Source organism: Parageobacillus sp. G301 (assembly GCF_030268025.1).
Lineage (GTDB): Bacteria > Bacillota > Bacilli > Bacillales > Anoxybacillaceae > Parageobacillus_B > Parageobacillus_B toebii.
Window position 1 is genome coordinate 1,025,452 of sequence record NZ_BSDB01000002.1, and the last position, 26,733, is coordinate 1,052,184.

Below are 26,733 nucleotides of genomic sequence, written 5' to 3' on the forward strand. Positions count from 1 at the left end.
ACAAATAGAAAAGGAGGAGCAGTCGGATGCTGTTAAAAAACGATAAAATTTCCGAGGTCATTAACGGCAAGCGCGTGATTGTGAAGAAGCCCGAGCTTCTCGCTCCAGCCGGCAACCTAGAAAAGCTAAAAATCGCCGTGCATTATGGAGCAGATGCAGTATTTATCGGTGGACAAGAATATAGCTTACGCGCCAACGCCGACAATTTTACGCTTGAAGAAATTGCAGAAGGAGTGCGCTTTGCGGACCAATATGGCGCAAAAGTGTATGTGACAGCGAACATTTATGCACATAACGAAAACATTCCCGGACTTGAAGAATATTTGCAGGCGCTAGAACAAGCAGGTGTTCACGGCATTATTGTCGCTGATCCGCTCATTATCGAAACGGCGCGTCGGGTGGCGCCAAAATTAGAAGTGCACTTGAGTACGCAGCAGTCGATGGCAAACTGGAAAGCAGTTCAATTTTGGAAAGAAGAAGGATTGGAACGCGTGGTGCTCGCACGCGAAACGACCGCGGAAGAAATTCGGGAAATTAAAGAAAAAGTCGATATTGAAATTGAGGCGTTTATTCATGGGGCGATGTGTTCCGCGTACTCCGGCCGATGTGTATTAAGCAACCATATGACGGCACGCGACTCCAACCGCGGGGGATGCTGTCAATCATGCCGCTGGGATTACGATTTATATCAATTAGAAGGAGATAAAGAAATACCGTTGTTTGATGAAAATGATGCACCGTTCGCGATGAGCGCAAAAGATTTGAACTTAATTCGAGCGATTCCAACGATGATTGAATTAGGCGTCGACAGCTTGAAAATCGAAGGGCGGATGAAATCGATCCATTACGTGGCGACAGTCGTGAGTGTTTATCGCAAAGTGATCGATGCCTATTGCGCCGATCCAGACAATTTTGTCATTCGCGAAGAATGGATAAAAGAGTTGGATAAATGCGCCAACCGCGATACGGCTCCATCTTTCTTTGAGGGAATGCCGGGCTATACAGATCATATGTACGGTTCTCATAGCCGAAAAACAAGCCATGAATTTGCCGGTCTTGTACTGGATTATGATAAAGAAACGAAGATCGTCACATTACAACAACGCAACTTTTTTAAACCAGGAGATGAAGTCGAATTTTTTGGACCGGAAATTGAAAACTTCACACAAGTAGTGGAAAAAATTTGGGACGAAGATGGAAACGAATTAGATGCCGCACGCCATCCATTGCAAATTGTCAAGTTTAAAGTAGAGCGAGAAGTCTTCCCATACAACATGATGAGAAAGGAGATCTAACATGGGGAAGAAGCCTGTTGTCATCGGTGTTGCCGGCGGGTCCGGATCGGGGAAAACAAGTGTGGCCAGGGCGATTTATGAGCATTTTGGCGATCGCTCGATTTTAGTGCTTGAGCAAGATTTTTACTATAAAGATCAAAGCCATCTCCCGTTTGAAGAGCGGCTGCGGACGAATTATGACCATCCGCTTGCGTTCGATAACGATTTGTTGATCGAACATATTCACAAATTATTGCGGTATGAGCCGATCGAAAAGCCAGTTTATGATTACAAGCTTCATACGAGATCCGATAAAGTTATTCACGTTGAGCCAAAAGATGTTATTATTTTAGAGGGGATTCTTGTATTAGAGGATGAGCGATTGCGCAACTTAATGGATATTAAAGTATATGTGGATACAGATGCGGACATTCGCATTATTCGCCGTTTGCTCCGTGATATTAATGAGCGCGGCCGTACGCTGGAGTCGGTGATCGAACAGTACGTTTCCGTCGTTCGCCCAATGCATAATCAATTTGTGGAGCCGACGAAGCGTTATGCCGATATTATTATTCCAGAAGGCGGCCACAATCATGTAGCCATTGATTTAATGGTTACAAAAATTCGCACAATTCTTGAACAAAAATCGTTTTTATAATAACATAACATAAACAAAATAAATATTTATATAACAAGTAAGCGTACGAGCAGCTTTTTTGTTGTTCGTACGTTTTACATAAACACATTTTTTGCATCATAACAACAATATATATAGAGGAGTGAAGCATGATGGCAAACGAAAAGCAATTTCCAATGACAAAAGAGGGGAAAGAGAAACTGGAACAGGAACTTGAGTATTTAAAAACAGTAAAGCGAAAAGAAGTAGTAGAACGCATTAAAATCGCCCGCGGATTTGGCGATTTATCGGAAAACTCCGAGTACGATGCGGCAAAAGATGAACAAGCATTTGTAGAAGCGCGAATTCAAACGCTTGAAAACATGATCCGCAATGCGGTTATTATCGAAGAGGACACCGAAAATCCAGATGTGGTTTCGCTAGGAAAATCGGTTACGTTTATCGAACTTCCAGATGGGGAAGAAGAAACATATACGATTGTCGGAAGCGCAGAAGCGGATCCGTTTGAAGGAAAAATTTCTAACGACTCTCCAATTGCAAAATCGCTTCTTGGCAGAAGAGTTGGGGAAGAAGTTACGGTACAAACGCCAGGAGGCGAAATGCTTGTCAAAATTGTTGCAGTAAAATAGGTTTTAAAACGAAACACCTCGTCGAAAATGAAGATGAGGTGTTTTTTTATGTGGAAAAAACGAGCAATGGTTATACTTTCTATTATTCAAATTGGAATTTTTCTTCTTATCGGGCGGCTTGTTCAAATTCAACTGATTAGCACAGAGTCGTTTTCGAATAAAAAAGTAAACTTGATCGAAAAAAGCGTCGAACAACGAACACAAGAAATGGTCATTGATAATGGACGGGGAACGTTTATTGATCGGCACGGAAAGCCGCTTACGAATGAGTATATTCCTTCTCTTATTTTGTTCCCTTTTTTAAAGACGATGGAGTGGCCTGTAGAAAAATTAGCAAAAATCCTCCATATCTCTCCTCATCTCATTATCGATCAACTGGAAAGAGCAAAGGAACCGTTTATTTTTACCATCGATGGTGCTCCGTTTGTGTTGACAGAAGAACAAATGGAAAAAATTAATCAATTACATATTCCTGGTGTGTTCGCGGTTCAAAAACAGCATCCGCTTGAGAGGACATATGCACAACATTTAATTGGTTTTACCCGCACGGACACCCGGCTTTTGCGTTCCCGTTACCCAAAACGGCACCTTTCACCAAATACCGAAGTAGGAATTCATGGGTTGCAAAAGGCGTTTGACGAATTTTTAATCCCGGAGGGAGAAACGAAGCTATTGTACCATGTCGATGCGGAAGGCGGCCCTTTATTTGGGATTAATGTGAAGTATAGTGATCCTGGCAATCCATTTTATCCCGTTTCTGTTCAAACGACGATCGATCGTGATTTGCAGCAAATCGCTGAAACTGTTGTTCGAAAGCATCACTTGAAAAAAGGCGGCATTGTATTGTTGGACATCGAAACGAATAGTGTGCTTGCCATGGTTAGCCGCCCTGATATGGATCCTCGAAATCCATATAAAAATCACGGAGCGGAAAATCAAATGATTTTGCCGCAAACCCCTGGATCGATATTTAAAACTGTTGTTGCGGCAGCAGCGCTAGAAAAAGGAATGGTTTCCAAACAAACAACGTTTGATTGCAGTAAAAAAATAGACGGAGTGACGCCTGATGATGTTCATTCTTACGGAATGTTAGGATTTGAAGAAAGTTTTGCCGCAAGCTGCAACAATGCTTTTGCGACACTTGGAAAAAAACTCGTTCAACAAGACCCTGACATTCTTGAAATATATGCAAAAAAGCTGGGATTATATCCGCTTTCAGGATGGCAAGGAGACGTATATCATGAGACCAATTTTGAGCAATTTCCAGAAGAACGAAAGGGAACGATCTGGCACGATGCCAAAGATAAGCGTATACCGCTTGCTGTGGCACAAACGTCGATCGGGCAAAAAGATGTGCGTGTATCGCCGCTTGCGGTTGCCAATATGATGGCCACCATTGCGCGAAATGGCGAGGCAAAGCAAGTGAGAGCAGTAAGTAAAGTTTTATATAAAAACGGCACCACCTTTTTTACGTTTCCACAGCAGCCTTTTTCCGATGAACAGCCGATTTCTCCTGTCACCGCGAGTAAACTGCAGCGATTATTGCGAAAAGTGGTTGCTGATGAACGCGGCACAGGGCGCCGATTTCAGTCACTTCCATATGCGGTAGCCGGAAAATCAGGAACGGCGGAAACAGGGAAAATGTTCCATAATGAAGAGTTGGTTAATAAATGGTTTGCCGGCTATTTTCCTGCCGATGAACCGAGATACGCGCTCGTTGTCGTAGAGTTGGACTGTCCCGGCTCACAGACGGTGACAAACGATGTATTTTATGATCTTGTTCAGAAAATATATGAATTTGACAATCGGGACAGAAATCGGCGATAACAACGAAATTGTTTATTAGAGGAGCATCATCTGATACAATAAGGACAGTTATACGAAGGAGGGGTGAAACGGTTGGCAAACGAAATGGGCCAGCGTTTTGCACAGCGGGCAAAGCGCCGTAAAATCAATCGTATTCTCAATACAGCGATTGCCATAGTAGTTTTGTTCATTATCGTTATCGCATGGAATTTGTTTTCCGATGACGGCCGATCGAGCGAACAAGCAGCAAAGCCACAGCCAAAGACAGAAGTCAAAAAAGATAGTGACGAAAAAAAAGTGGAAGTAGAGATTAATGAACAACAAGAGAAAGACGAAGAAAGTGAGCAAACAGATCAGGAAGAAACGAGCGAAGAAGAGCAAGAAGTGATAGAAACTCCAGGGCCTCCTGGGTCGAATATAGAAACAGAAATTGTGAATCCTGCATGGCAGCCGATTGGTACGACACAATCTGAACCACATGTCACCCAGTTTAAGAAAGATTCTGTGGATTGGAAGGAAATGTTAGACGCCGTTAGTTATGCGACCGGCCTTCCCCAATCCGATATGATTGTTTGGTTTATCGGCAACAACGGACCGAATAAAGCTGTAGCAACGATCTCTACTAGAGATAAAGCACAGTATTACAAAGTATATATTGAATGGGTGGAAAACCAAGGATGGAAACCGACGAAAGTGCAGAAATTAAGAAAATAAGCGGATTTCCTTTTTACAGGAAATCCGCTTATTTTTTCGCCTTAAAGTGAACCACTGCGCTGTAAAACCGCTTTCCGTTTTCCGCCACATGCATTTGGTGGGAAACGTGGTGGACATGAAGCAATAGCGCTTTATTATGTTCAATTTGTTCGTTAATTTTTTTCTCTAGCGTCTGCAAATCATCTGCTTCAAAAAATTCGATTTTATCTTCAATGAGATCAAGGGAAATATTCATATCCATCATTCCTCCTTTCACCGCCAAGTGTAGCAAACTTCAGCAGCATTATCTATAAATTCTGCTTCTTGTGATCTATTTTTTCGACTGTCGGTAACCGAACAACAACCCGTTATGCGGACAAATGTCATTTGTCCGCTACGGTGTTGTTCGGTCATCTGTCACGCTTATGCGTGACGAAGGCAAGTCATCGACTTGCCTCCGACAGTCGAAAAATTTCTTGATAAAAAGTGCAAAGAACCATATATTTTTCGATTGTCGGAGACTATAAGCTTGTTGCATTTTATATTTTCGTTGAAGAAAATAAAAACTTATGATACATTGAGAACAGATTTAAAACAAAAAACATAGTATATTCATAGGAATTATAAAAATTATGGAGTGTGACATCACATGGGGAGAGAATTTCTTGATTTGTTTGAAGAATGGGCAGATTCCTATGACCAATCTGTCGAAGGATATGATGAAGAATATCGTGAAGTGTTTGCGAATTATGAAGATATTTTAAATACAGTTGCCAGCAAAGCGGGAAGTGTTGTACTTGAATTTGGCGTCGGAACGGGAAATTTAACGAAAAAGCTGTTGGAACAAGGAAAAACAGTATACGGTATTGAGCCGTCTGAACCGATGCGGAAAAAAGCGCGTGAAAAACTTGGTGACAACGTATCGATTGTCGACGGGGATTTCTTGCAATTTCCTCTTCCTCCTCAGCCGATTAATACCATTGTTAGCACTTATGCATTTCATCATCTCACCGACGAGGAAAAAGGGAAGGCAATCGCCAAGTATGGCAATCTATTAAAAAAAGGTGATAAAATAGTGTTTGCCGATACGGCGTTTCGCGATCGCCAAGCATTTCAGCGCGCGGTGGAAGAGGCAAGGGAGCGCGGATTTCATCATTTAGCGGATGACCTAGAACGTGAGTATTATACGACGCTTGATGTATTAACAAAACTATTTGAAAAAAATGGCTTTACCATCGCGTTTACGCAAAAGAATGCATTTGTATGGGTGATGGAAGCGGTGAAACAGTAAAAGTAGAAAGAGGGAGACAAATGAAAATAGCGATTATTGGTGCAATGGAAGAAGAAGTAACCATTTTACGCGACAAAATAGAAGATCGGGAAGAAACAGTGATCGCTAATTGCGAATTTTCGACAGGACGCTTAAACGGTGCTGATGTCATTCTGTTGAAATCGGGAATCGGAAAAGTAAACGCAGCGATGTCAACAGCGATTTTATTGGAGCGATTCCGTCCAGATTATGTCATTAATACCGGTTCAGCGGGCGGCTTTTTATCCACGCTAAATGTTGGGGATGTCGTCATTTCCAATGAAGTAGTACATCATGATGTTGATGTGACGGCCTTTGGCTATGAGTACGGCCAAGTGCCGGGGATGCCGGCGCGTTATAAAGCGGATGAAACATTAGTAAAGATCGCGGAGCAAAACGCGAAGCAAATCAAGGATATTCAAGTAGTAACCGGACTCATTGCGACCGGCGATTCGTTTATGAACGATCCGGCGCGCGTTGAATTTGTCCGCGGCAAGTTTCCGGATTTATGCGCTGTTGAAATGGAGGCGGCGGCAATTGCCCAAGTATGCACGCAATTTGCTGTTCCGTTTGTCATTATTCGGGCGTTGTCCGATATTGCTGGCAAAGAATCCGATGTATCATTTGAGCAATTTTTAGATACTGCCGCCAAACATTCAGCTGATTTAGTCCTGTCCATCGTGTCATCGCTGCAAAAATAATCGAGGAAGGAATTCCTTCCTCGATCTATATTTGTAAAGAAATGGAGTGACAAACATGCGAGTGGCCAAAAATGTGCATGAGCTGATTGGATATACGCCGGTGGTGGAAATTACGCAAATTCCGTTGCCCGAGGGTGTTCGCATATTTGCCAAATTGGAATATTTCAACCCGGGAGGCAGCATTAAAGACCGGCTTGGCCAAGAGTTATTGCGCGACGCATTAGAGACAGGAAAATTAAAGGAAGGCGGAACGATCATTGAGCCGACGGCGGGAAATACCGGCATTGGGCTGGCGCTGGCGGCGATTGGCAAAAACATCAACGTGATTTTTTGCGTTCCTGAGAAATTCAGCATCGAAAAGCAGCAAATCATGAAAGCGCTAGGAGCAACGATTGTCCATACACCAACGAGCGAAGGAATGGAAGGAGCGATCCGCAAGGCGCAAGAACTTGCCCGCGAAATCCCGAACTCCTATTGCCCACAGCAGTTTGCCAACCCGGCCAATCCAAGAACATATTATAAAACGCTCGGCCCGGAACTATGGGAAGACCTTGATGGACAAATCGACATATTTGTCGCCGGAGCAGGTTCAGGCGGAACGTTTATGGGAACGGCAACGTTTTTAAAAGAAAAAAATCCGAACATTAAAACAGTCATTGTCGAACCAGAAGGGTCGATTTTAAACGGCGGGGAGCCGGGGCCGCATAAAACAGAAGGAATTGGAATGGAATTTTTGCCGGATTATATGGATCCAAGCTATTTTGACGCGATTCATACAATTCGCGATGAAGACGCGTTTAAGTGGGTGAAAGAACTTGCCGAAAAAGAAGGGCTGCTTGTCGGAAGCTCTTCAGGCGCTGCGTTTCACGCCGCATTGCTTGAGGCCAAAAAGGCGAAACCGGGAACGAATATCGTTGTTATTTTCCCGGATAGCAGCGAGCGGTATTTAAGCAAAAAAATTTATGAAGGTGGGATTTAAATGAGACGAAAAACAAAACTGATTCACGGAGGCATCCCGGGTGATCCGCATACGGGAGCGGTTTCTATTCCGATTTATCAAGTCAGCACGTATAAACAAGAAGGAATCGGCGGCCATAAAGGTTTTGAATATTCGCGTACTGGCAACCCGACCCGCCACGCGTTAGAAGAGCTGATTAAAGATTTAGAAGAAGGATATGCCGGATTTGCGTTTGGCTCCGGGATGGCGGCGATTACGGCAGTCATGATGCTGTTTAATAGCGGCGACCACGTCCTTTTAACGGACGACGTGTATGGCGGCACATATCGCGTCATGTCGAAAGTGTTAAACCGCTTGGGGATTGAATCGACTTTTATTGATACAAGCGATCTTTCCAACATCGAAAAACATATCCAGCCGAATACGAAAGCGCTTTACATTGAAACGCCAACCAATCCACTCTTAAAAATTACGGACATTCAAGCTGCTTCCACCATCGCCAAAAAGCATAGCTTGCTTACGATCGTCGACAACACGTTCAGCACCCCGTATTGGCAAACGCCGCTTGCTCTTGGCGCCGACATTGTTGTCCATAGCGCGACGAAATATTTAGGCGGCCACAGCGATGTCGTCGCTGGATTGGCGGTTGTCAATTCGGAAGAGTTGGCAGAAAAACTGCATTTTATTCAAAACTCTACCGGAGGAATTCTCGGCCCGCAAGATTCATGGCTTTTAATGCGCGGCATCAAGACGCTTGGCGTGCGCATGGAGGAGCATGAAGAAAACACGAGAAAAATTGTTGAATTTTTAGCGAGCCATCCAACGGTCCAAAAAGTGTATTATCCAGGATTGGAAACACATCCAAACTATGAGGTTGCCAAAAAACAAATGCGCGGATTTGGCGGCATGGTCTCCTTTGATGTCGGAAGCGCGGAGAAAGCGGATCAAGTGTTAAACCGTGTCCGCTATTTTACGCTTGCGGAAAGCTTGGGAGCAGTCGAAAGCTTAATTTCGCTGCCGGCGAAAATGACGCATGCATCCATTCCGAAAGAACGCCGCGAACAATTAGGCATTACCGAGGGGCTGATCCGCATTTCTGTCGGATTGGAAGATGTGGAAGATTTAATCGAAGATTTAGCCCAAGCATTGCATGGTTAAAATTACATCCCCACATTTGCTGTCCCATATGGTACAGTTACAGTTAAGAATGGAAAGTGGGGGATACGATGGAACAACAAAAGCAGCATTGGAAGGAAAAAGCGGCTGATTATAAAATGTTTGCTGGTGTATTGCTGGCATTAAGCGTCTTTTTGTATATTGGCACGCTTCTTCCTACGATCGCGCCGGAGAAAAAGGCGTATTTGCTTCCTTTCATTGCGATATTGTTAATCGGCGCGTTTTCCTTTTTTGAACGAGCGATCAAATATATTCGGCTTTTGCGTGAAATAGATGAATAAACGCCTGCTTCTTCGTTTAGAAGAGCAGGCGTTTTCTTTGAAGTTTCATAAAATGTTCAAAACCATGCAACGAAATGCATTATTTTTACATGTAAAATAGTAATTAAAGAATGATAGGGGAGGAATATTGGGATGTTCGCCATGGTGATGGGGATTGTGATTACTGCAGTGATAGCATTGATTATAACGGCGGAAGTAAGCGTGGAAGCGCAAAATTAATCAGCAAAACAAGCTGTATGTAGTAAACAAAAATTTTGGTGAAATAACATATGCTAAAAACGGGACAGTCATTATGGCTGTCCCGTTTTTCGTGCATTTATCTCGTCTTTTCCTTTTCATGGGAGAACAGAATTCTTGCATAATCTGTGGCGCCATGAAACGTGGCATAGGTGGCTAACAGGGCAGTAATATTTCAGAAACATTTATAAAAAAGTATAAAAAGTCAATGAAAAGCAAATTATAATCATAAATTCAGTTTAATTTTTTAAGGGAGGATTTTTTTTGAATCCATTTGAAGCTATAAAAGATGCTTTTGGGCCTTTTTTAGATGGCGAAAAGAAGCCTTTGCATGTTGGCGAAGTAATGAATTTATGGTTTTATTTGAACGGCACCGAGCAAACTTTACGCTCTGATCAAATTGCGTATAATATTGTTCAGGATGAAGAATTAAAAGAGAAACTAGAAGACATTATTAATAATATCCACCGTCCAATAATTGAAGAATTGCAGCAGTTCTTTAAAAAGGAAGGGATTCCATTACCTGAAACCACACCGGAAAAGCCGATCGGCGATTATCGAATTTTACCTGAAGGAGCGAAACTTTCAGATGAAGAAATAGCCAATTTCCTTGCTTATAATCTAGTCGTGGGTATTATGTCAGCAGCACGTGGTTTAACTGAAGCAGTTCGTGCCGATGTTGGCTATTTATTTGCAAAATATCAAATGATGAAAGTAACTTTTGCTTTAACCTTAAAACCTTTAATGGAGAAAAAGGGTTGGTTAAGAGTTCCGCCTTTTTATTATTCAGTTGATAATTTATTCGATAATAAGAAAGACTGATTTTTGCAGCTTGTCAACAGTCTGAAAGGAGCAATCGCCTGACATTGCTCCTTTTTCTTTACGAAAGTATGAGGCTATCTCCGCTTTTCCTTTTCATTTCGATAAAACTTATGAAACTAACAGGGGTATGTAGCAGGAAATTTCAAAAAATCAAGCGAATTGTTGGATATCGCAAAAATTAGGGGGAATTAGAAAATGAAAAAGTTAACATTGCAATTTTTTTATTATCACTCGTGGGCAAACAAACAACTTATAGAACATCTAAGTAAGTTGCCAAAAGAAATCATTAATAAGGAAGTAAATAGCATTTTTCCTTCCATTTCACAAACTTTTGCACATATGTATGCCGTGGATGAATTATGGTTTTTAAGGATAAACGGAAAAAGTGTGAATTTCATCGAATCGAAGCAATTTAAGACAACACAAGAAATTAATGATGCATTTACCCATTTGCATAATGAGATTTTAGAATTTCTCAATCTTAAAGATGATTTGGAAGAAACAGTAGTTTATAATAACACGAAAGGGCAGCGTTTTAGTAACAGTATTCGTGAAATTATTTACCATATAGTTAACCATGGAACTTATCATCGTGGTAATATTTCAGCTATGATTAGACAATTGGGATATCAGGGAATATCTACAGACTATATTTACTATTTAAGGAACGCGAACAAGGAATAATGGCAACCAGAAAACAAATTCAAACTATTTTTGGAGATTACCCAAGTTCGACAGTTTGAAGCCTTTTGAGGCAAACAAAATAAGAATAAGGAAAGGCGTCCCAACAGTAATCTTGGGACACCTTTTGCGTATTTATCTCCGCTTTTCCTTTTCATTCCGATAAAACTCATGAAACATTTTCATCAATGCGCGCTTTTCGATGCGCGATACATAGCTCCTTGAGATGCCGAGTTCTTTTGCGATCTCCCGCTGTGTTTTTTCCCGCTGCATATCAAGGCCGAAGCGGCTGATAATCACTTCTTTTTCCCGTTCATCGAGTACATCGATATATTTTTTCACTTGTTCGAGTTCCATATTTAGCTGTATTTCATCGATGATATCGTTTCCTTCCGATTTCAAGACGTCGATCAGGCTAATTTCATTTCCTTCTTTATCTTGCCCGATCGGCTCATGCAGCGAGACATCTTTTCGCGTTTTTTTTAATGAGCGCAAATGCATTAAAATTTCGTTTTCAATGCAGCGAGCTGCATATGTCGCTAATTTTGTCCCTTTGCCTGGAGAGTAACTCTCGATTGCTTTAATAAGGCCGATGGTGCCAATGGAAATTAGATCCTCTACATCTTCGCCGGTATTTTCAAATTTTTTTACAATATGTGCAACGAGGCGTAAATTATGTTCAATTAAAATATTACGAGCTTGTTCATCTCCTTTCGCCATAAGCTGTAAGTATTTTTCTTCTTCTTTGGCGCTTAACGGTTGGGGAAATGCGTTGTTTTTAATGTATGATACTAAAAACAGTAATTCTTTAATGAGGAATGTGAACGCAGATAAAATGCCTGACATCGTGTTACCCCCACCTTTATTGTTTTAGGTGATTGCCTATTACTTATGTATATGATGAAGCGGGGTTGTACGTGTTTGGACACAAAAAAGAAATTGGAATTCAATGACAATATTATATGAATATTCTTGACATAACGAAAATATAATAGTAGAATATTTTTGTCTCTTTTTGTCTAAAAATGTCGTAAAAGGAGGGGGCGAATGAATGAGAAAAATTGGATTAGCTTGGCAAATTTTCATTGGTCTCATTCTAGGGATTATCGTGGGAGCCATTTTTTACGGAAATCCGAAGGTTGCCACTTATTTACAGCCGATTGGGGATATTTTCCTCCGTTTAATCAAAATGATTGTCATTCCGATTGTTATTTCTAGCCTTGTAGTTGGAGTCGCCAGCGTTGGAGATTTGAAAAAGCTTGGAAAATTAGGCGGCAAAACGATTATTTATTTCGAGATCATCACAACGATCGCGATTGTCGTCGGTTTATTGGCAGCGAATATTTTTCAGCCAGGGGCCGGCGTTAATATGAAATCATTAGAAAAAACAGATATTCAAAGCTATGTTGATACAACAAACGAAGTGCAGCATCATTCGATGGTAGAAACTTTTGTTAATATTGTTCCAAAAAACATTTTTGAATCGTTATCCACAGGAAATATGCTGCCGATCATTTTCTTCTCTGTTATGTTCGGTTTAGGAGTAGCGGCGATTGGCGAAAAAGGAAAGCCAGTGCTTCAATTTTTCCAAGGTACAGCAGAAGCGATGTTTTATGTAACAAACCAAATTATGAAGTTTGCGCCGTTCGGCGTGTTTGCGCTGATTGGTGTAACCGTTTCTAAGTTTGGGGTAGAGTCGCTTATTCCGCTCAGCAAGCTCGTCATTGTTGTTTACGCAACGATGCTGTTCTTTATCTTTGCAGTGCTTGGCGGTGTTGCTAAGTTATTTGGTATAAATATTTTTCATATTATAAAAATTTTGAAAGATGAATTAATTCTTGCTTATAGTACAGCAAGTTCGGAAACCGTTCTTCCAAAAATTATGGAGAAAATGGAAAATTTTGGTTGTCCAAAAGCGATTACATCCTTTGTCATTCCAACAGGTTATTCCTTTAACTTAGACGGGTCTACGTTATATCAGGCGTTGGCTGCCATTTTTATCGCGCAGCTGTACGGTATTGACATGCCGATTTCGCAGCAAATTTCGCTTTTGCTTGTGTTAATGGTGACTTCGAAGGGAATCGCTGGGGTGCCAGGTGTATCCTTTGTCGTGCTGCTTGCTACATTAGGCACGGTTGGGATTCCGATAGAAGGATTAGCATTTATCGCTGGAATCGACCGCATTTTAGATATGGCGCGCACAGCGGTGAATGTTATTGGCAACTCATTAGCAGCGGTCATTATGTCAAAATGGGAAGGCCAATATAACGAAGAAAAAGGAAAACAATACATTGCACAATTGCAACAAAGTGCATAATGCTGAAAAAGCTGTCCTGTTAGAAAAGGACAGCTTTTTCAGTATAAGGACTTATTTTTTTTCTTCCACGTAGTATAGTATAATTTGATGCTGAATAAGGTTGTAGTGGGATGCTTGGCTAAGAGTACATAATACATAGGAGGAAGAACCATGCACGAATTCGTACAAAATATTTTTACATTTTTAGCGGACTTAGGCTATATCGGAATTGCCTTGGCATTAATGATTGAGGTGATTCCAAGTGAAATTGTGCTAGCATATGCGGGGTATTTAGTATCACGTGAGGAAATATCATTTGTTGGAGCGGTGATAGCTGGAACCATCGGCGGAACGATCGCTCAGCTTTTTCTATATTGGATGGGATACTACGGGGGAAGACCGTTTCTTGATAAGTATGGAAAATATTTATTGATTAAAAAGAAACATCTCGATTTATCAGAGCAATGGTTTGAAAAATACGGCTCGGGCGTCATTTTTACCGCGCGCTTTATTCCGGTTGTGCGCCATGCTATTTCCATTCCGGCTGGTATCGCAAAAATGTCATGGAAAAAATTTACCCTTTATACAACGTGTGCGATTATCCCATGGTCCATTTTCTTTATTTTTTTAGGGGAACGGTTAGGAAGCCACTGGAAAGAAATTGATGAGATTGCCCAGCCTTATTTGCGACCGGTGATCATCGTTGCGATTGTGGTTACTGTCATTTATATTGCGCTTCAAGTTTATCGTCGAAAACGAACATAATTGTTTTTTAAGGGGAATGTTGGGGGAGAGAACGATGACAAAAATAGAGGCGTTTATTTTAGGGATGATTCAAGGGCTTACGGAGTTTTTGCCAATCAGCAGTACGGGTCATTTATATTTGGGGAGACATTTGTTTGGGCTTGATGAGGCGGGGTTATTCCTTGATACTATGCTTCATATCGGCACCCTGTTAGCCGTGTTTGTTATTTACAAAGAGGAATTGCTCTATATGATTCGCAAGCCGTTTAGCAAGCTAACGTTTTTGTTAGTGATAGGGACGATTCCGGCAGTTGTTGTCGGGTTGTTGTTTAAAGATTACTTTGAAGAAATTTCCAAGACAGGAGCGACTATTGGATGGGAATTTTTAGTAACTGGCTTATTTCTTTGGATAGCTGATGGTGCAAAGCATGGGTATAAACGAATGGATGACATTACATATACCGATGCGTTTGTGATCGGGACATTTCAGGCCGCAGCCATTTTTCCGGCAATTTCACGTTCGGGGCTTACGATTGTCGGAGGATTGTTGCGTAAACTCGATCGCGAAACAGCTGCATATTTTTCGTTTTTGTTGTCAATTCCAGCGATTGCGGGAGGAATCGTTTTACAATCACTAGATTTATTGGAAGGGAAAGTAGAAAATATTTCTGTAAGCGCGCTTATGATCGGAACGGTTTCTTCGGCGTTATTTGGCTATATTGCAGTGCGCTGGATGATTAATTATTTAAAGCGTCATTCATTAAAAGGATTTGCGATGTATGTATGGTTACTCGGGATGATTGTTCTCGTTTTCCAAATGGCAGGGAGATTTTAATGTGGTTGATTGTCTTTACTCCATTCGCTATATTTATAATAGAAGCTGCGAAGTAAAATCAAATTGAATGAGGTACGATAGTGAAAAAGTTTATTATTATTGCCTTCGTGATTGCAATAGGTTTATTTTTGCTGCCGTATAGCTTGCCGCTTGTCTTTGCATTAGCGACAGCATTATTATTAGAGCCAGCAGTGCAAAATTTGCAGAACAATTACCGGCTGAAACGGTTGCATGCAGTAACGACGGTTTTTTCGTTATTTCTTATTATCGTTGGCTTTGCGTTTTATTTTCTTATTGTCATACTTGTGCAGCAAATTATGACATTTTCGCAAAAACTGCCGCATTTTTTGAGTGAAGCGACAGAAGTTTTTAATAAGTTTATTCAAACATGGGAATCGTATTCAAGTTCGATTCCGAAAGAGATTATTGCTTCGTTGGAAAACAGCGTCGAAACGATACAACGTTTGCTTTTGGAATTTGCGACGAATTCGACGCAGTCGATTGTTCATTTTATCACGCTTATTCCTGGCTTTCTTATTCATTTTTTAGTATATTTAGTAGCACTGTTTTTAATTAGTTTAGATTTGCCAAAGTTAAAAAAGAGGATCAAAAAATATTTGTCTGAACGTACATATCAGCGGTTAGCGATGATTGTGACCCAATTAAGCAAAGCTGGCATCGGATTTATTAAAGCGCAATTTTTGTTAAGTCTCATCACTTTTTTCCTTGCTTTGGCCGGTTTATTGTTGTTGAAAGTGGATTATGCGGTTATTATGGCACTGCTAATTGTTGTCGTGGATATTTTGCCGATTTTAGGAACTGGCTCGGTGTTAGTGCCATGGGGGATAATAAGTATTGCGAATGGCAATAGCGGCCTAGGGATTGGTCTCATTGTATTGTTTGTGATTATTACGGTAGTACGTCGTATTATTGAGCCGAAAGTTTTCTCAACCAATTTAGGCATTTCCCCTTTGGCTGCATTAGTGAGCGTTTATTTAGGATTTCAACTGTTAGGTTTTATCGGGCTGTTTATTGGTCCAGCGTTTGTCATTTTGATGGAAACAATGGTGAAAGCAGGAGTCATTAAATTTTCTTTTAAGCTTTAGCATAAAAAGGCTGGCAAACATCTGCCAGCCTTTTTCATCAATAGGGAGAGCGATGGAAATGTCAAATTATTGACGGGAAGCTTCGGTCTTTGGCAAAATTAAAATTTCAACGCGCCGGTTTTTCATCCGTCCTTCAGGAGTATTATTGGGCGCTACTGGTTTAAATTCTCCGTATCCTTTCGCGCTAAACCAGCGCGGATCGAGCTCGGGATTTTCCAATAATATTTTCATAAAATTTACAGCACGCATGACGCTTAGCTCCCAGTTGGAAGCAAATTGCGCATTGTGAATCGGTACGTTATCGGTATGCCCGCTAATAATAATATTTCGCGGTGGATTCATGACAAGCAGTTGGGAAATCTCTTTAGCTAGCTTTCGATCTTTTGGTCGTACTTCTGCACTTCCAGAATCAAATAAAATATCATTTAATATTGTAATCGCCAGCCCCTCATCTGTTAAAGAGGTTTGTAATTTCCCATTTAAATGTTTTTGTGCGATATATGTATCAATTTTTTCTTGCACGGCATGCAGCTCTTCTTTATCTTCTTTATTTAGATTTTTTTGTTGCTGTTTATGTTCTTGTTTTGATGGCGAAGGCGGGGTTTCCGGTTCGATTGGGCTTTCAAAATCAAGCACGCCTGTTCCGCCAGCCAATGCCGTATTAAATGACCGGGCGATTTGCTGGAATTTTTTTTGATCAATTTGGCTGCTTGCAAACAAAACGATAAAAAGAGCAAGTAATAACGTTAATAAATCAGAGTACGGAATAAGCCATGAATCGTTAATATGCTCTTCTTGTTTTTGTTTTTTTTTCTTACCCATTTCTTTTTTCTCCCTGTTCTACAATTTTCTTGCGTTCAGTTTCCGGAAGATAGGAAGCAAGTTTTTGTTCAATTGTCCTCGGTGCTTGTCCTTCTAGAATGGAAAGGACCCCTTCAATCATGACTTGCCGTATTTTCGCCTCTTCTTTTGATTTTCTTCTTAATTTATTGGCAAATGGATGCCATAACACGTACCCAGTGAAAATTCCCAGCAGTGTTGCGACGAATGCCGCGCTAATTGCTTTGCCGAGCTCGCTAATGTTATCGATATTGCCTAATGCCGAAATTAGCCCGATGACCGCTCCTAGCACCCCAAGTGTTGGCGCGTATGTACCTGCTTGCGAAAAAATGGCTGCATTCGCTTCATGCCGTTCTTCCATCGCTTCAATTTCCTCTGTCATTACATCGCGAATAAAATCTTGTGTCTGTCCATCGATTGCCATGCTCAAACCATTTCGTAAAAATGGATCATCAATTTCGTCTAATTTTGCTTCTAGTGCGAGCAATCCTTCCCGTCGAGCCACGTTCGCCCAATCGACGAACAATGGAATTAATTCTTCGATGGTTGGGATGTTTTGTTCTTTAAAAAGCACGCCGAACAGTTTTGGCACTTTTTTAATTTCGCGAGTTGGAAAAGCGATGGTAACAGAAGCGATAGTTCCAACGATAATAATTAAAATCGCTGCAGGGTTAATTAATACACTTGGATTGACACCTTTAAAGTACATTCCAACACCTACAGCGATAATACCAAGAAGAATGCCGATAATGGATGTTTTGTCCAAATGAAATCCCCCCGTTATGTCTCTAAAACACCATATTCATATGTTATTTGTACTTTATAATGAATTCACATTTATCATATAATTAATAACAAGGATTGAAAAGAGAAAATGGTGTGATAGAAAATAAAAAAAGGCTGCCCAATCCATTATGACTTCATTTTGGAAAGGACAGTCTTCCTATGTTTGTTTTATATTTTTTTCAATTTAAATGTTCCGACCATTAAAAACGACAATGTGATCATAAGGAAAATGAAAAATTGCGGAGGAAAATAATGAATCGTTAAATAGCTTAATGTTAGCAGTACTCCGGCAGCTGTAATTGGAAGTCCCGAAAAATAGCCGTTGTTTTCTGTAATGTTAAAACGAGCAAGACGAAAGGCGCCGCAGCCGATGTATAAAATTGTAAAAAACGCACCAGGTGCGCCAAATTCATGCAGCAAGCTTTGATAAATTAACAACGCAGGAGCTACTCCAAATGATATAATATCACTCATGGAGTCCAATTGTTTTCCGAGTTCTGATTCAATATTTAATTTGCGGGCAACAGCTCCATCAAAGCGGTCGACTAAGGCTGCTAAAAAAACGAGAAGCAGACTGACATTAAGCTGCCCTTTTAACGTCGTCAAGACGGAAAAACCACCTAGTGATAAATTGGTCATCGTTAAAATATTCGCCATATTTGCTTTTAGCTTTTTTAATGTGTAATCTAAATAATCCAATAAAAACAATCTCCTCACTCCTTTTCGCTCTAAAACGCAGCAAACAAAGTCTACTACAATTATACTCATTTTATTTATAATATGAAAAGTAGTAAAAAACATGACCGCCGTAAACTGGAGGGAATATATTTGTTAAAATGGTTGTATCGTCTTATGATTGAATTGACGAATCATTCACTTTCATCAAAAATGATTGCAATTTTTACGAAGTCCCGCTTAAGTGCATTACTTATTCCATCGTATGCAAAAATTTATGATATTAATCAGGAAGAAATGGAAAAAAATTTAAAAAATTATGAAACGCTGCAGCAATTATTTATTCGCAAGCTAAAAGCGGGGACAAGACCGATTGATCAAACGAAAAACAGTGTTATTAGCCCTGTTGATGCGATTATTGAAGATATCGGTGTGATTCGTGAAAATAGTGAAATCGTCGTTAAGGGCAAGACATATTCGATTGCAGAAATGCTCGGAAGCGATGAAGCGGCAAAAAAATATTTAAACGGATTATTCATTATTTTGTATTTAAGCCCAAGCCATTATCATCGCATCCATAGCCCAATATCTGGAGTCGTGCAAAAGCAATGGGCGCTTGGAAAAAAATCGTACCCTGTCAACCGCCTTGGCTTAAAATATGGAAAGCGGCCGTTATCGAAAAACTATCGCATGATTACAGAAGTAGCTGCAAACGGAAAACATATCGCGATTGTAAAAATAGGTGCGATGTTTGTCAACAGCATTGAGCTTACCCATGCGAGCAAGCATCTTACGAAAGGGCAAGAAATTGCCTATTTTTCTTTTGGATCTACCGTTGTTTTATTGTTTGAAAAAGACAGCGTTGAGCTTGATGAACGAATTGTGGTGCCGATGGGAGTGAAAGTAGGGGAACGGATTGGCTATTTAAAATAAAAAAAAGCCCTGGAGGCTATTATGATGAAAGCTTAATTTTATGTTCTAACGAACGGCGGCGAATTTCTCTTTCAATTAATTCAATAAACTCCGGGCTTAATTTTAATTCTTTTGCTTTATAATATGATTCGATTAATAGCTCGTCGGATAGATATTTCATGCTGAAAACCTCCTTCAGCAATGGAATATGATTTGCAGTCAATACATATAATGGTAAGTTACTTTAACTGTACCATGATTTCCGATGTAGAACAACCGTTCTGTTATCCACAACAACAAGTGGATAACATGTGGAAAACATGTTTATAAGGTTGTGGGAATCTGATTTTATGCTTGTGAATGATGTGGGCAAAACTTATCCACAATTTTTGGGATAACGAACTTTGTCGAAAAAATTTTTGTGATTGTATATATTTGTCAAAGTTTGTTTTGAAAGACTAGTGAAAATTAGGTATGATGGTTAAAGGCAGAAAAGCCGAAAGTCAGTGCCTAAAAAGGTAAGGTGATGGACATGCTTCATTATTTTTTGCCAAGCCAGTTTGTCAAACGTGTACTGGATATTACTCCTAGTGAGTTAAAAGAAAAGGGAATTAAAGGAATCATTACAGATTTAGATAATACGCTTGTCGAGTGGGATCGTCCAAGCGCCACTCCGGAGCTAATGGAGTGGTTTGAGAATATGAAGCAAGAGGGCATTAAGGTGATCATCGTATCGAATAATAATAAAAAGCGGGTGCAATCTTTCGCGGAACCGCTTGGCATTCCGTTTATTTTCGAAGCACGGAAGCCGCTGACACGCGCTTTCCAAAAAGCGTTATCGATGATGCAATTGAGGAAAGATGAAGTTGTTGTCATCGGTGATCAATTGCTAACCGATGTGTTTGGAGGAAACCGGTTAGGATTAAATACCATTTTAGTTGTACCGGTTGCGCAGACAGACGGACTTTGGACCCGATTGAACCGAAAGATGGAACGGATAATTTTAAATATGATGCGTAAAAAAGGCATGATTTATTGGGAGGAATGATGGTGGAACAACAAATTCGCTGCATTGGCTGTGGAGCGCTAATTCAATCGGAAGATGAGACAAAACCTGGGTATGCACCAAAAAGCGTTTTAGAAAAAGAAAAAGAAGAAGTCATTTGTCAACGCTGCTTTCGCTTAAAGCACTATAACGAAGTGCAAGATGTAGCACTGACAGATGATGACTTTTTAAAAATTTTACACAGCATCGGACAGTCGGAAGCACTTGTCGTAAAAATTGTCGATATTTTTGACTTCAATGGAAGCTGGCTTCCAGGATTGCATCGATTTGTCGCGAACAACCCGATTTTGCTTGTTGGCAATAAAGTGGACTTGCTTCCAAAATCGGTGAAATATCCAAAGCTTATTCATTGGATGAAACAATCGGCAAGCGATCTCGGCTTGAAGCCAATTGACATATGTTTAGTGAGCGCTGTCAAAGGAATCGGAATGGCGAAAGTAATGGAGGCGATTGAAAAATATCGGTTTGGGAAAGACGTTTATGTGGTTGGCTGTACGAATGTTGGAAAATCAACGTTTATTAATCGTATTATTCAAGAGGCAACGGGGAAAGGAAATGTAATTACAACATCCTATTTTCCGGGAACGACGTTGGATATGATCGAAATTCCATTAGATGATGGAGCGGCGATTTATGATACGCCGGGAATTATTAATCACCATCAAATGGCGCACTTTGTGGACAAAAAAGATTTAAAAATCATCACTCCAAAGCGAGAAATCCATCCGAAAGTGTATCAGCTGAATGAACAACAAACGTTATTTTTCGGGGGGCTCGCCCGGCTTGATTATATAAAAGGGGGACGACGGTCTTTTGTATGTTATTTTTCCAATGAGCTGCTCATTCATCGGACGAAGTTAGAAAAAGCGGAGGCGTTATATGCCAATCAATTAGGTGAACTTCTTTCTCCTCCGCGCAAACATTATATCGACCAATTCCCGCCGTTAGAGGCGCATACATTCACCATAAAAGAAAGAAAGACAGACATTGTATTTTCCGGACTTGGTTGGGTGACATGCAACGAACCAGGAGCGCAAGTGATTGCGTATGCACCAAAGGGAGTCGACATCTTAATAAGGAAATCATTGATTTAATTCCTTTGTAAGTAAAATAGGGGAGAAGAGAAAATGGAAAAATTATATGCGTTATTTGGTTGTCCTGTTCACCATTCCCTATCGCCAATTATGCATAATGATGCATTTCAAAACATGAACATTGCCGCACACTACCATGCATTTCATGTAGAGCCGGAACGCTTGAAGGATGCTATTGCCGGGGTAAGGGCCCTTGGCATTTCGGGGTTAAATGTAACGATTCCTCATAAAACAGCGGTGATGCCATTGCTCGATGAGGTGGATCCAACAGCGCGCCGCATCGGTGCGGTCAATACGATCGTGAATGAAAATGGACGATTGATCGGCTATAATACAGATGGTCCTGGATATGTTCGGGCGCTAGAGGAAGAAATAAACGTCGATATAAAAGAAAAGCGCATTTTGCTTATTGGAGCTGGTGGAGCAGCAAGAGGCATTTACGTTTCTCTTGCCGATCGCGGTGCAAAACAAATCGATATTTGCAATCGAACGGTATCCAAAGCAAAACAGCTTATTGATGAATGTAATGCTTCTGTTTCATCAGTTGTATACTCGTTAAATGAAGCGGAAGAGCGTTTAGGAGAATATGATATTCTCATTAATACGACGTCTGTTGGAATGTACCCTAATGTGGAAGAAATGCCGCTTTCTCTTGCAAATATGAAAGAAGGAACGATCGTTTCTGATATTATTTACAATCCATTAGAGACAAAATGGTTGAAGGAAGCACGAAAAAGAAATGGAATTATCCAAAATGGAGTCGGGATGTTTGTATATCAAGGGGCGTTAGCATTTGAAAAATGGACAGGAATATTCCCGGATGTCCAACGTATGAAAAAAATAGTGATCGAACAGCTTAGGGGGTAACATAACATATGTTAACAGGAAAACAAAAACGTTTTTTGCGGGCGAAAGCCCATCATTTGAAACCAATTTTTCAAGTTGGAAAAGGCGGAGTTAATGAAAATATGATTAAGCAAATTATCGATGCGCTCGAAGCGCGTGAGCTTATTAAAGTGAGCGTGCTGCAAAATTGTGAGGAAGATCGCCATGTTGTCGCCGAGCAACTTGCACAAGGAGCGGGCGCGGAACTTGTACAAGTAATTGGGAATACCATTGTATTGTATAAGGAGTCAAAAGAAAATAAGCAAATTGTGTTACCGCGCTAAACGGCAAAGTTGCGCATATGCATGGCGGAGGGAAGAAAATATGAGAAAAATCGGGATTTTTGGAGGGACATTTGATCCACCGCATTACGGGCATTTATTAATGGCGAATGAAGTGCTGCATGCTCTTCAGTTGTCAGAAATTTGGTTTATGCCGAACCGCATCCCTCCACATAAACAACATGAACAAGTGACAAAAAGCGAAGATCGCTTGCGCATGCTTGAATTAGCGATTGCTGATCATCCGCGTTTTCATATTGAAACGATTGAACTGGAAAGAGAAGGACCGTCGTATACGTATGATACAATGCGTCAACTGCTTTCTATGCACCCAGATGATGAGTTTTATTTTATTATCGGTGCAGATATGGTGGAATATTTGCCGCACTGGTATAAAATTGCCGAACTTGTCCAGTTAGTAACATTTGTGGGTGTAAAGCGGCCTGGTTTTTCCACTGAAACATCTTATCCGATTATGGAAGTAGAAGTACCGCAATTTGCGGTATCTTCTTCGATGATTCGCGATCGGGTAAGAAAAGGACAAACAATCCGATATTTAGTGCCGGAATGTGTAAGACTTTATATTGAGGAGAGGAAGCTATATGGAGCGAGAAAAAGCGTTAACTCTCGTTAAAAAACAATTGACAGAACACCGTTATCAACATACAATTGGCGTTATGGAAACGGCAATTGAGCTTGCGAAACAGTATGGCGCTGATGTAAAAAAAGCAGAATTGGCGGCTATTTTTCATGACTATGCGAAGTTTCGCCCGAAAGAAGAAATGAAACAAATTATTTTAGAGCAAAATATGCCAAAAGACTTGCTTTCTTACAACTCGGAACTATGGCATGCTCCAGTCGGTGCTTATTTAGTAAGAACGGAAGTTGGAATTGAAGATGAAGATATATTAAACGCGATTCGTTATCATACATCAGGACGAGCAAATATGACGTTATTGGAAAAAATTATTTACCTTGCCGATTATATTGAGCCCGGACGGATATTCCCAGGAGTAGATGAAGTTCGTGATCTTGCCAAACAAGATCTAAACAAGGCGTTAGTAAAATCGTTACAAAACACCATCCAATTTTTGTTGAAAAAAAATCAGCTTATTTATCCAGACACGATTCACACATATAATTCATTGATGATGGAAATAAAGGGGGAATGTGAAGAATGACGGAACAAGAAATATTGCAATTGGTTGTTCGAGCAGCCGATGACAAAAAAGCGGAAAATATCGTTGTCCTAAATATGAAAGGAATTTCCCTTGTCGCTGATTATTTTGTTATTTGTCATGGAAATTCGGAAAAACAAGTGCAGGCGATTTCGCGGGAAATAAAAGAGAAAGCCGAGGAACACCATATTCCTGTGAAACGGGTAGAAGGGTTTCATGAGGCAAAATGGGTTTTAGTCGATTTAGGCGATATCGTTGCCCATGTTTTTGATAAAGAGGAACGCAGTTATTACAATTTAGAACGTTTATGGGGAGATGCGCCGCTTGAAGATGTGAAGAGCGTGTTGCAGCAATGACGTACGAGTCATTTGCTTATTGGTATGATACATTAATGAATGAAGCGCCGTATGATGCATGGCAGTCGTTTGTGCAAAAGAAGCTAAAGGTATACGGACGTCAAGGTGCGAAACGCATTCTTGATGTCGGATGTGGTACAGGAGAATTAGCTGTTCGGCTGGCAAAAGAAGGATTTTTGGTCACAGGTGTCGACTTGTCTGAAAATATGCTCGCTATTGCACAAGCAAAAGCGGAAGCGCAACAGGTTAACATTGAATTTTTTCAACAAAATATGACGGAATTAGAAGGATTTTCGTCGTTTGATTGTGTCACTATTTTTTGCGATTCACTCAACTATTTATTAGAAGAAAGTGAAGTTCGGCAAACTTTTTCCCGCATTTATGAACTGTTAAAAGAAGACGGTTTATTGTTATTTGACGTTCATTCAACGTATAAAATAGACCGTATTTTTCAAGATGCGGTATTTACAAGTAATGACGAGGAAATCAGTTATATTTGGTCTTGCTATCCGCTTTCGTTGCCACATAGCGTTGAGCATGAATTAACGTTTTTCGTCCGTGGCGATGATGGAAAATATGAACGGCATGATGAACTGCATCGACAGCGCACCTATGAGATTGATCAGTATAAACAATGGCTGACGGAAGCGGGATTTACTGTGCTGGAAATAACCGCGGATTTTACAGATGAAGCGCCAAGCGAAACGTCGGAACGTGTTTTCTTTGTTGCGAAAAAATGAAAAACAGCAGCGCTTCCTGCTTTTAAAACTTTACGCTTTTCTGCCAAAGCCTGATAAAGCGATTACACGTTGGCTTCGGCAGAAAAGCTATTGATCGATTTTGGCTTCGGTACGGAATAAAACATTTTTTTGCTAAGCAGGATTTTTTTCTTTTTTTAACGAATTTAATTAACTACCGAATTGTTTTTTTATTTTTTCGATGTCATCTTTAAATTTTTCATGTGTTTTATCAAATACGCGTTCAAATACCCCTTCGATTTCCTTTTCAAGCACCGCAATTCCTTCTCCAGTAATACCGCCTTTCACGCAAACTTTTTCTTGCAGTGTTGGAAGTGTATAAAGATTCTTTTTCAATAATTCCCCTAATCCAATAATCATATTGCTTGTCAGTGCTGTTGCCTGCTCTTTTGTAATCGGTGTTTTGGCGGCGGCTGCCTCAATAAATTGCTGAAGCAAATAGCTAAAAAAAGCGGGACCACAACTAGCGATATCAGAAGCGATTCGCGTAATTCCATCATTAATATAGGAAGGAGCAGAAATGTGACGGAATAGCGTTTCTATATAGTTTTGGTAGTGTGGAGAACAGCGCTGCCCAACCGTGATTAGCGTGCTTCCAGCAAACGCCCGGTTTGTAATGCTTGGAATAACGCGCACCACGTGGCAAGGGACGGCGGCTTCAAGTTGTTTTACACTAATCGGGCTTGTAATCGATACAAGACAATGTTCTTTTGTCCAAAAGGAAGATAATTGTTGCAAAAGGGGGTGAATATCTAACGGTTTTACACATAAAAACACAATCGTTGCTTTCTGTACCACTTCTTCCGCACTGGCAGCAACATATACGCCCGGATAGCGGCGCTGGATGTCGAGCGCTTTTTCTAACGTGCGATTTGTGATAATAAGCTGGTCTTCTTTGACGGCACCAGATTCAAGAAACGCTTCAATTAAAATCCTTCCCATATTTCCTGTCCCAATCATTCCGATTTCCATTCTTCACTCCCCCCTCCCTGTTTGCAGTACGTATAGTCTTTTCAACGATATGTATGAGCGTTTTCTTTATTTTATGACTAATTTGAAAGGGTGATGGACATGTGGGAAGCAATAAAAAAGTATGACAAACGATGGTATATCCTGCTCTTGGCAGTGTTCATCGTTGCGGTGGTCATTTTGTTTAGAAACAATGAAATGATCGAAAAGGAACAAGGTTCTATACTAGAGTCGGAACAAATGATGACGAAAGCGGCGGAGAAAAAGAAAGAGAAAGTGCAACCCAAAACAATTGTTGTCGATATAAAGGGAGCAGTTGCCCGGCCAGGAGTATACGAAATAAAGGATACGGCGCGTGTCAATGATGTGGTAGCAATGGCTGGCGGATTTACAAAAGAAGCGGATCAAACAAAGGTCAATTTGGCGGCGAAAGTACATGATGAAATGATGATTTATGTACCGGCGCGCGGGGAGACGAACATTCCTTCCATAGATTCTTCTGTTGTTTCCTCTAATGATTCCAAGAAAATTTATATTAATACAGCGTCAGAGGAAGAAATATTGCAACTTCCGGGAATTGGGCCGACTAAAGCGGCAGCCATTATTGCCTATCGTGAGAAGCATGGGCCGTTTCAAAAAGCAGAAGATTTATTAAATGTTACAGGCATTGGAGAAAAGACGCTGGAAAAAATAAAAGAACACATTGTTTTGCCATAATGTCGTTGACGCTTTGCTGGCTCGCCCATTA

General features: G+C 40.6%; 33 protein-coding genes. 26 read left to right on the top strand and 7 right to left on the bottom strand.

The genetic code is table 11. The features are described from left to right. Positions 1-26 precede the first annotated feature (26 nt). From QSJ37_RS13910 to QSJ37_RS13930, 5 genes are all read left to right on the top strand, one after another. Positions 27-1,295 (top strand): peptidase U32 family protein, encoded by a 1,269-nt coding sequence (locus tag QSJ37_RS13910; RefSeq protein ID WP_285755704.1) that lies wholly within the window; start codon positions 27-29, stop codon positions 1,293-1,295. Position 1,296: 1 nt separating this feature from the next. Beyond that, positions 1,297-1,932: a uridine kinase gene (gene udk, locus QSJ37_RS13915; RefSeq protein WP_015864590.1), complete on the top strand. Its 636-nt coding sequence runs from the start codon at positions 1,297-1,299 to the stop codon at positions 1,930-1,932. A gap of 131 nt (positions 1,933-2,063) precedes the next feature. Continuing rightward, positions 2,064-2,540 (top strand): transcription elongation factor GreA, encoded by a 477-nt coding sequence (greA, locus tag QSJ37_RS13920; RefSeq protein WP_041269715.1) that lies wholly within the window; start codon positions 2,064-2,066, stop codon positions 2,538-2,540. 48 nt (positions 2,541-2,588) lie between these two features. Then, entirely contained in the window at positions 2,589-4,367 is a 1,779-nt protein-coding gene (locus tag QSJ37_RS13925) for a peptidoglycan D,D-transpeptidase FtsI family protein (RefSeq protein WP_285755705.1), read from the top strand. A gap of 84 nt (positions 4,368-4,451) precedes the next feature. Then, positions 4,452-5,060, top strand: coding sequence for a YrrS family protein (locus QSJ37_RS13930; protein WP_285756143.1), 609 nt, complete (start codon positions 4,452-4,454; stop codon positions 5,058-5,060). Between the two features lie 28 nt (positions 5,061-5,088). Here the strand turns inward: QSJ37_RS13930 and QSJ37_RS13935 are convergent, their stop codons facing one another. Beyond that, a complete protein-coding gene (locus QSJ37_RS13935; protein WP_013400339.1) occupies positions 5,089-5,295 on the bottom strand; it encodes a YrzA family protein in 207 nt (68 codons plus the stop codon). 393 nt (positions 5,296-5,688) lie between these two features. On the opposite strand from QSJ37_RS13935, the gene QSJ37_RS13940 reads away from it, so the two are divergent. The 7 genes from QSJ37_RS13940 to QSJ37_RS13970 all read left to right on the top strand — a co-directional run bounded on the left by QSJ37_RS13940 (position 5,689) and on the right by QSJ37_RS13970 (position 11,207). Continuing rightward, positions 5,689-6,330: a class I SAM-dependent methyltransferase gene (locus QSJ37_RS13940; protein WP_285755708.1), complete on the top strand. Its 642-nt coding sequence runs from the start codon at positions 5,689-5,691 to the stop codon at positions 6,328-6,330. A 20-nt stretch (positions 6,331-6,350) separates the two neighbouring features. Next, complete coding sequence (gene mtnN, locus QSJ37_RS13945; RefSeq protein ID WP_285756144.1) at positions 6,351-7,049, top strand: 5'-methylthioadenosine/S-adenosylhomocysteine nucleosidase; 699 nt, start codon at positions 6,351-6,353, stop codon at positions 7,047-7,049. Between the two features lie 55 nt (positions 7,050-7,104). After that, on the top strand, positions 7,105-8,028 hold the full coding sequence (locus tag QSJ37_RS13950; RefSeq protein WP_285755709.1) for a PLP-dependent cysteine synthase family protein: 924 nt from the start codon (positions 7,105-7,107) through the stop codon (positions 8,026-8,028). Further along, the gene (locus QSJ37_RS13955) at positions 8,029-9,165 is read left to right on the top strand and encodes a bifunctional cystathionine gamma-lyase/homocysteine desulfhydrase (RefSeq protein WP_285755710.1); all 1,137 of its coding nucleotides are present in this window, start codon (positions 8,029-8,031) and stop codon (positions 9,163-9,165) included. Between the two features lie 68 nt (positions 9,166-9,233). Next, entirely contained in the window at positions 9,234-9,464 is a 231-nt protein-coding gene (locus tag QSJ37_RS13960; protein ID WP_285755711.1) for a YrhC family protein, read from the top strand. Between the two features lie 501 nt (positions 9,465-9,965). Next, a complete protein-coding gene (locus QSJ37_RS13965) occupies positions 9,966-10,523 on the top strand; it encodes a DUF3231 family protein (protein WP_062677187.1) in 558 nt (185 codons plus the stop codon). 195 nt (positions 10,524-10,718) lie between these two features. Next, positions 10,719-11,207 (top strand): DinB family protein, encoded by a 489-nt coding sequence (locus QSJ37_RS13970; protein ID WP_285755712.1) that lies wholly within the window; start codon positions 10,719-10,721, stop codon positions 11,205-11,207. A gap of 132 nt (positions 11,208-11,339) precedes the next feature. Here QSJ37_RS13970 and sigK read toward each other — a convergent pair whose 3' ends face one another. Next, positions 11,340-12,050 (bottom strand): RNA polymerase sporulation sigma factor SigK, encoded by a 711-nt coding sequence (gene sigK / locus QSJ37_RS13975; protein WP_285755713.1) that lies wholly within the window; start codon positions 12,048-12,050, stop codon positions 11,340-11,342. Between the two features lie 205 nt (positions 12,051-12,255). Between sigK and QSJ37_RS13980 the strand changes: the two genes are divergently transcribed. The 4 genes from QSJ37_RS13980 to ytvI all read left to right on the top strand — a co-directional run bounded on the left by QSJ37_RS13980 (position 12,256) and on the right by ytvI (position 16,185). Next, the gene (locus QSJ37_RS13980) at positions 12,256-13,521 is read left to right on the top strand and encodes a cation:dicarboxylate symporter family transporter (RefSeq protein WP_285755714.1); all 1,266 of its coding nucleotides are present in this window, start codon (positions 12,256-12,258) and stop codon (positions 13,519-13,521) included. A gap of 150 nt (positions 13,522-13,671) precedes the next feature. Next, complete coding sequence (gene uptA / locus QSJ37_RS13985) at positions 13,672-14,265, top strand: undecaprenyl phosphate transporter UptA (RefSeq protein ID WP_285755715.1); 594 nt, start codon at positions 13,672-13,674, stop codon at positions 14,263-14,265. A 34-nt stretch (positions 14,266-14,299) separates the two neighbouring features. Then, on the top strand, positions 14,300-15,079 hold the full coding sequence (locus tag QSJ37_RS13990; protein WP_285755716.1) for an undecaprenyl-diphosphate phosphatase: 780 nt from the start codon (positions 14,300-14,302) through the stop codon (positions 15,077-15,079). An 80-nt stretch (positions 15,080-15,159) separates the two neighbouring features. Then, positions 15,160-16,185 carry a sporulation integral membrane protein YtvI gene (gene ytvI / locus QSJ37_RS13995; protein ID WP_285755717.1) on the top strand — a complete coding sequence of 342 codons (1,026 nt, stop codon included), beginning with the start codon at positions 15,160-15,162 and terminating at the stop codon, positions 16,183-16,185. A gap of 66 nt (positions 16,186-16,251) precedes the next feature. On the opposite strand, the gene motB is transcribed toward ytvI, so the two are convergent. The 3 genes from motB to pssA all read right to left on the bottom strand — a co-directional run bounded on the left by motB (position 16,252) and on the right by pssA (position 18,519). Beyond that, positions 16,252-17,007, bottom strand: a complete 756-nt coding sequence (gene motB, locus QSJ37_RS14000) for a flagellar motor protein MotB (protein ID WP_285755718.1) — start codon at positions 17,005-17,007, stop codon at positions 16,252-16,254. Beyond that, a complete protein-coding gene (gene motA, locus QSJ37_RS14005; protein ID WP_285755719.1) occupies positions 17,000-17,791 on the bottom strand; it encodes a flagellar motor stator protein MotA in 792 nt (263 codons plus the stop codon). Before motA ends, motB begins: the two co-directional genes overlap by 8 nt. 188 nt (positions 17,792-17,979) lie before the next feature. Beyond that, positions 17,980-18,519 (bottom strand): CDP-diacylglycerol--serine O-phosphatidyltransferase, encoded by a 540-nt coding sequence (gene pssA, locus QSJ37_RS14010; RefSeq protein ID WP_081188067.1) that lies wholly within the window; start codon positions 18,517-18,519, stop codon positions 17,980-17,982. A gap of 120 nt (positions 18,520-18,639) precedes the next feature. On the opposite strand from pssA, the gene QSJ37_RS14015 reads away from it, so the two are divergent. Continuing rightward, positions 18,640-19,419: a phosphatidylserine decarboxylase gene (locus tag QSJ37_RS14015; RefSeq protein WP_285755720.1), complete on the top strand. Its 780-nt coding sequence runs from the start codon at positions 18,640-18,642 to the stop codon at positions 19,417-19,419. Between the two features lie 19 nt (positions 19,420-19,438). Here the strand turns inward: QSJ37_RS14015 and QSJ37_RS14020 are convergent, their stop codons facing one another. Further along, positions 19,439-19,579 (bottom strand): sporulation histidine kinase inhibitor Sda, encoded by a 141-nt coding sequence (locus tag QSJ37_RS14020; protein WP_081188071.1) that lies wholly within the window; start codon positions 19,577-19,579, stop codon positions 19,439-19,441. A gap of 351 nt (positions 19,580-19,930) precedes the next feature. Here QSJ37_RS14020 and QSJ37_RS14025 point away from each other — a divergent pair, with 351 nt between their 5' ends. The 8 genes from QSJ37_RS14025 to QSJ37_RS14060 are packed head-to-tail and all read left to right on the top strand — an operon-like array spanning position 19,931 to position 24,998. Next, positions 19,931-20,446 (top strand): YqeG family HAD IIIA-type phosphatase, encoded by a 516-nt coding sequence (locus QSJ37_RS14025; protein ID WP_285755721.1) that lies wholly within the window; start codon positions 19,931-19,933, stop codon positions 20,444-20,446. Continuing rightward, the gene (gene yqeH / locus QSJ37_RS14030; RefSeq protein ID WP_285756145.1) at positions 20,446-21,558 is read left to right on the top strand and encodes a ribosome biogenesis GTPase YqeH; all 1,113 of its coding nucleotides are present in this window, start codon (positions 20,446-20,448) and stop codon (positions 21,556-21,558) included. Before QSJ37_RS14025 ends, yqeH begins: the two co-directional genes overlap by 1 nt. Positions 21,559-21,591: 33 nt before the next feature. Further along, positions 21,592-22,425: a shikimate dehydrogenase gene (gene aroE, locus QSJ37_RS14035; protein ID WP_285755722.1), complete on the top strand. Its 834-nt coding sequence runs from the start codon at positions 21,592-21,594 to the stop codon at positions 22,423-22,425. Between the two features lie 8 nt (positions 22,426-22,433). After that, the gene (gene yhbY, locus QSJ37_RS14040; RefSeq protein ID WP_015864567.1) at positions 22,434-22,727 is read left to right on the top strand and encodes a ribosome assembly RNA-binding protein YhbY; all 294 of its coding nucleotides are present in this window, start codon (positions 22,434-22,436) and stop codon (positions 22,725-22,727) included. Between the two features lie 40 nt (positions 22,728-22,767). After that, complete coding sequence (locus QSJ37_RS14045; RefSeq protein ID WP_285755723.1) at positions 22,768-23,358, top strand: nicotinate-nucleotide adenylyltransferase; 591 nt, start codon at positions 22,768-22,770, stop codon at positions 23,356-23,358. Next, the gene (gene yqeK, locus QSJ37_RS14050; RefSeq protein WP_285755724.1) at positions 23,327-23,905 is read left to right on the top strand and encodes a bis(5'-nucleosyl)-tetraphosphatase (symmetrical) YqeK; all 579 of its coding nucleotides are present in this window, start codon (positions 23,327-23,329) and stop codon (positions 23,903-23,905) included. The genes QSJ37_RS14045 and yqeK overlap by 32 nt, the downstream gene beginning before the upstream one ends. After that, a complete protein-coding gene (gene rsfS, locus QSJ37_RS14055; RefSeq protein ID WP_285755725.1) occupies positions 23,902-24,258 on the top strand; it encodes a ribosome silencing factor in 357 nt (118 codons plus the stop codon). The genes yqeK and rsfS overlap by 4 nt, the downstream gene beginning before the upstream one ends. Further along, positions 24,255-24,998 carry a class I SAM-dependent DNA methyltransferase gene (locus QSJ37_RS14060; RefSeq protein ID WP_285755726.1) on the top strand — a complete coding sequence of 248 codons (744 nt, stop codon included), beginning with the start codon at positions 24,255-24,257 and terminating at the stop codon, positions 24,996-24,998. Before rsfS ends, QSJ37_RS14060 begins: the two co-directional genes overlap by 4 nt. A gap of 168 nt (positions 24,999-25,166) precedes the next feature. Here the strand turns inward: QSJ37_RS14060 and comER are convergent, their stop codons facing one another. Continuing rightward, positions 25,167-25,988 carry a late competence protein ComER gene (comER, locus tag QSJ37_RS14065; RefSeq protein ID WP_285755727.1) on the bottom strand — a complete coding sequence of 274 codons (822 nt, stop codon included), beginning with the start codon at positions 25,986-25,988 and terminating at the stop codon, positions 25,167-25,169. 99 nt (positions 25,989-26,087) lie between these two features. Between comER and QSJ37_RS14070 the strand changes: the two genes are divergently transcribed. Further along, entirely contained in the window at positions 26,088-26,702 is a 615-nt protein-coding gene (locus QSJ37_RS14070; protein WP_285755728.1) for a helix-hairpin-helix domain-containing protein, read from the top strand. The last annotated feature ends 31 nt before the right edge of the window (positions 26,703-26,733 follow it).

What these genes read in the sequence shown, in the direction of transcription:
- QSJ37_RS13935 (WP_013400339.1), bottom strand. Translation starts at nt 5,295, where the DNA reads ATGAATATTTCCCTTGATCTCATTGAAGATAAAATCGAATTTTTTGAA.
- QSJ37_RS13990 (WP_285755716.1), top strand. Translation starts at nt 14,300, where the DNA reads ATGACAAAAATAGAGGCGTTTATTTTAGGGATGATTCAAGGGCTTACG.
- motB (WP_285755718.1), bottom strand. Translation starts at nt 17,007, where the DNA reads ATGGGTAAGAAAAAAAAACAAAAACAAGAAGAGCATATTAACGATTCA.
- uptA (WP_285755715.1), top strand. Translation starts at nt 13,672, where the DNA reads ATGCACGAATTCGTACAAAATATTTTTACATTTTTAGCGGACTTAGGC.
- mtnN (WP_285756144.1), top strand. Translation starts at nt 6,351, where the DNA reads ATGAAAATAGCGATTATTGGTGCAATGGAAGAAGAAGTAACCATTTTA.
- rsfS (WP_285755725.1), top strand. Translation starts at nt 23,902, where the DNA reads ATGACGGAACAAGAAATATTGCAATTGGTTGTTCGAGCAGCCGATGAC.
- QSJ37_RS13955 (WP_285755710.1), top strand. Translation starts at nt 8,029, where the DNA reads ATGAGACGAAAAACAAAACTGATTCACGGAGGCATCCCGGGTGATCCG.
- QSJ37_RS13970 (WP_285755712.1), top strand. Translation starts at nt 10,719, where the DNA reads ATGAAAAAGTTAACATTGCAATTTTTTTATTATCACTCGTGGGCAAAC.
- QSJ37_RS13930 (WP_285756143.1), top strand. Translation starts at nt 4,452, where the DNA reads ATGGGCCAGCGTTTTGCACAGCGGGCAAAGCGCCGTAAAATCAATCGT.
- yqeK (WP_285755724.1), top strand. Translation starts at nt 23,327, where the DNA reads ATGGAGCGAGAAAAAGCGTTAACTCTCGTTAAAAAACAATTGACAGAA.
- udk (WP_015864590.1), top strand. Translation starts at nt 1,297, where the DNA reads ATGGGGAAGAAGCCTGTTGTCATCGGTGTTGCCGGCGGGTCCGGATCG.
- greA (WP_041269715.1), top strand. Translation starts at nt 2,064, where the DNA reads ATGGCAAACGAAAAGCAATTTCCAATGACAAAAGAGGGGAAAGAGAAA.
- QSJ37_RS13960 (WP_285755711.1), top strand. Translation starts at nt 9,234, where the DNA reads ATGGAACAACAAAAGCAGCATTGGAAGGAAAAAGCGGCTGATTATAAA.
- yqeH (WP_285756145.1), top strand. Translation starts at nt 20,446, where the DNA reads ATGGTGGAACAACAAATTCGCTGCATTGGCTGTGGAGCGCTAATTCAA.
- QSJ37_RS14060 (WP_285755726.1), top strand. Translation starts at nt 24,255, where the DNA reads ATGACGTACGAGTCATTTGCTTATTGGTATGATACATTAATGAATGAA.
- QSJ37_RS14045 (WP_285755723.1), top strand. Translation starts at nt 22,768, where the DNA reads ATGAGAAAAATCGGGATTTTTGGAGGGACATTTGATCCACCGCATTAC.
- QSJ37_RS13910 (WP_285755704.1), top strand. Translation starts at nt 27, where the DNA reads ATGCTGTTAAAAAACGATAAAATTTCCGAGGTCATTAACGGCAAGCGC.
- QSJ37_RS14025 (WP_285755721.1), top strand. Translation starts at nt 19,931, where the DNA reads ATGCTTCATTATTTTTTGCCAAGCCAGTTTGTCAAACGTGTACTGGAT.
- QSJ37_RS14020 (WP_081188071.1), bottom strand. Translation starts at nt 19,579, where the DNA reads ATGAAATATCTATCCGACGAGCTATTAATCGAATCATATTATAAAGCA.
- sigK (WP_285755713.1), bottom strand. Translation starts at nt 12,050, where the DNA reads ATGTCAGGCATTTTATCTGCGTTCACATTCCTCATTAAAGAATTACTG.
- comER (WP_285755727.1), bottom strand. Translation starts at nt 25,988, where the DNA reads ATGGAAATCGGAATGATTGGGACAGGAAATATGGGAAGGATTTTAATT.
- QSJ37_RS13940 (WP_285755708.1), top strand. Translation starts at nt 5,689, where the DNA reads ATGGGGAGAGAATTTCTTGATTTGTTTGAAGAATGGGCAGATTCCTAT.
- QSJ37_RS13950 (WP_285755709.1), top strand. Translation starts at nt 7,105, where the DNA reads ATGCGAGTGGCCAAAAATGTGCATGAGCTGATTGGATATACGCCGGTG.
- QSJ37_RS13925 (WP_285755705.1), top strand. Translation starts at nt 2,589, where the DNA reads ATGTGGAAAAAACGAGCAATGGTTATACTTTCTATTATTCAAATTGGA.
- aroE (WP_285755722.1), top strand. Translation starts at nt 21,592, where the DNA reads ATGGAAAAATTATATGCGTTATTTGGTTGTCCTGTTCACCATTCCCTA.
- yhbY (WP_015864567.1), top strand. Translation starts at nt 22,434, where the DNA reads ATGTTAACAGGAAAACAAAAACGTTTTTTGCGGGCGAAAGCCCATCAT.
- QSJ37_RS14070 (WP_285755728.1), top strand. Translation starts at nt 26,088, where the DNA reads ATGTGGGAAGCAATAAAAAAGTATGACAAACGATGGTATATCCTGCTC.
- QSJ37_RS13980 (WP_285755714.1), top strand. Translation starts at nt 12,256, where the DNA reads ATGAGAAAAATTGGATTAGCTTGGCAAATTTTCATTGGTCTCATTCTA.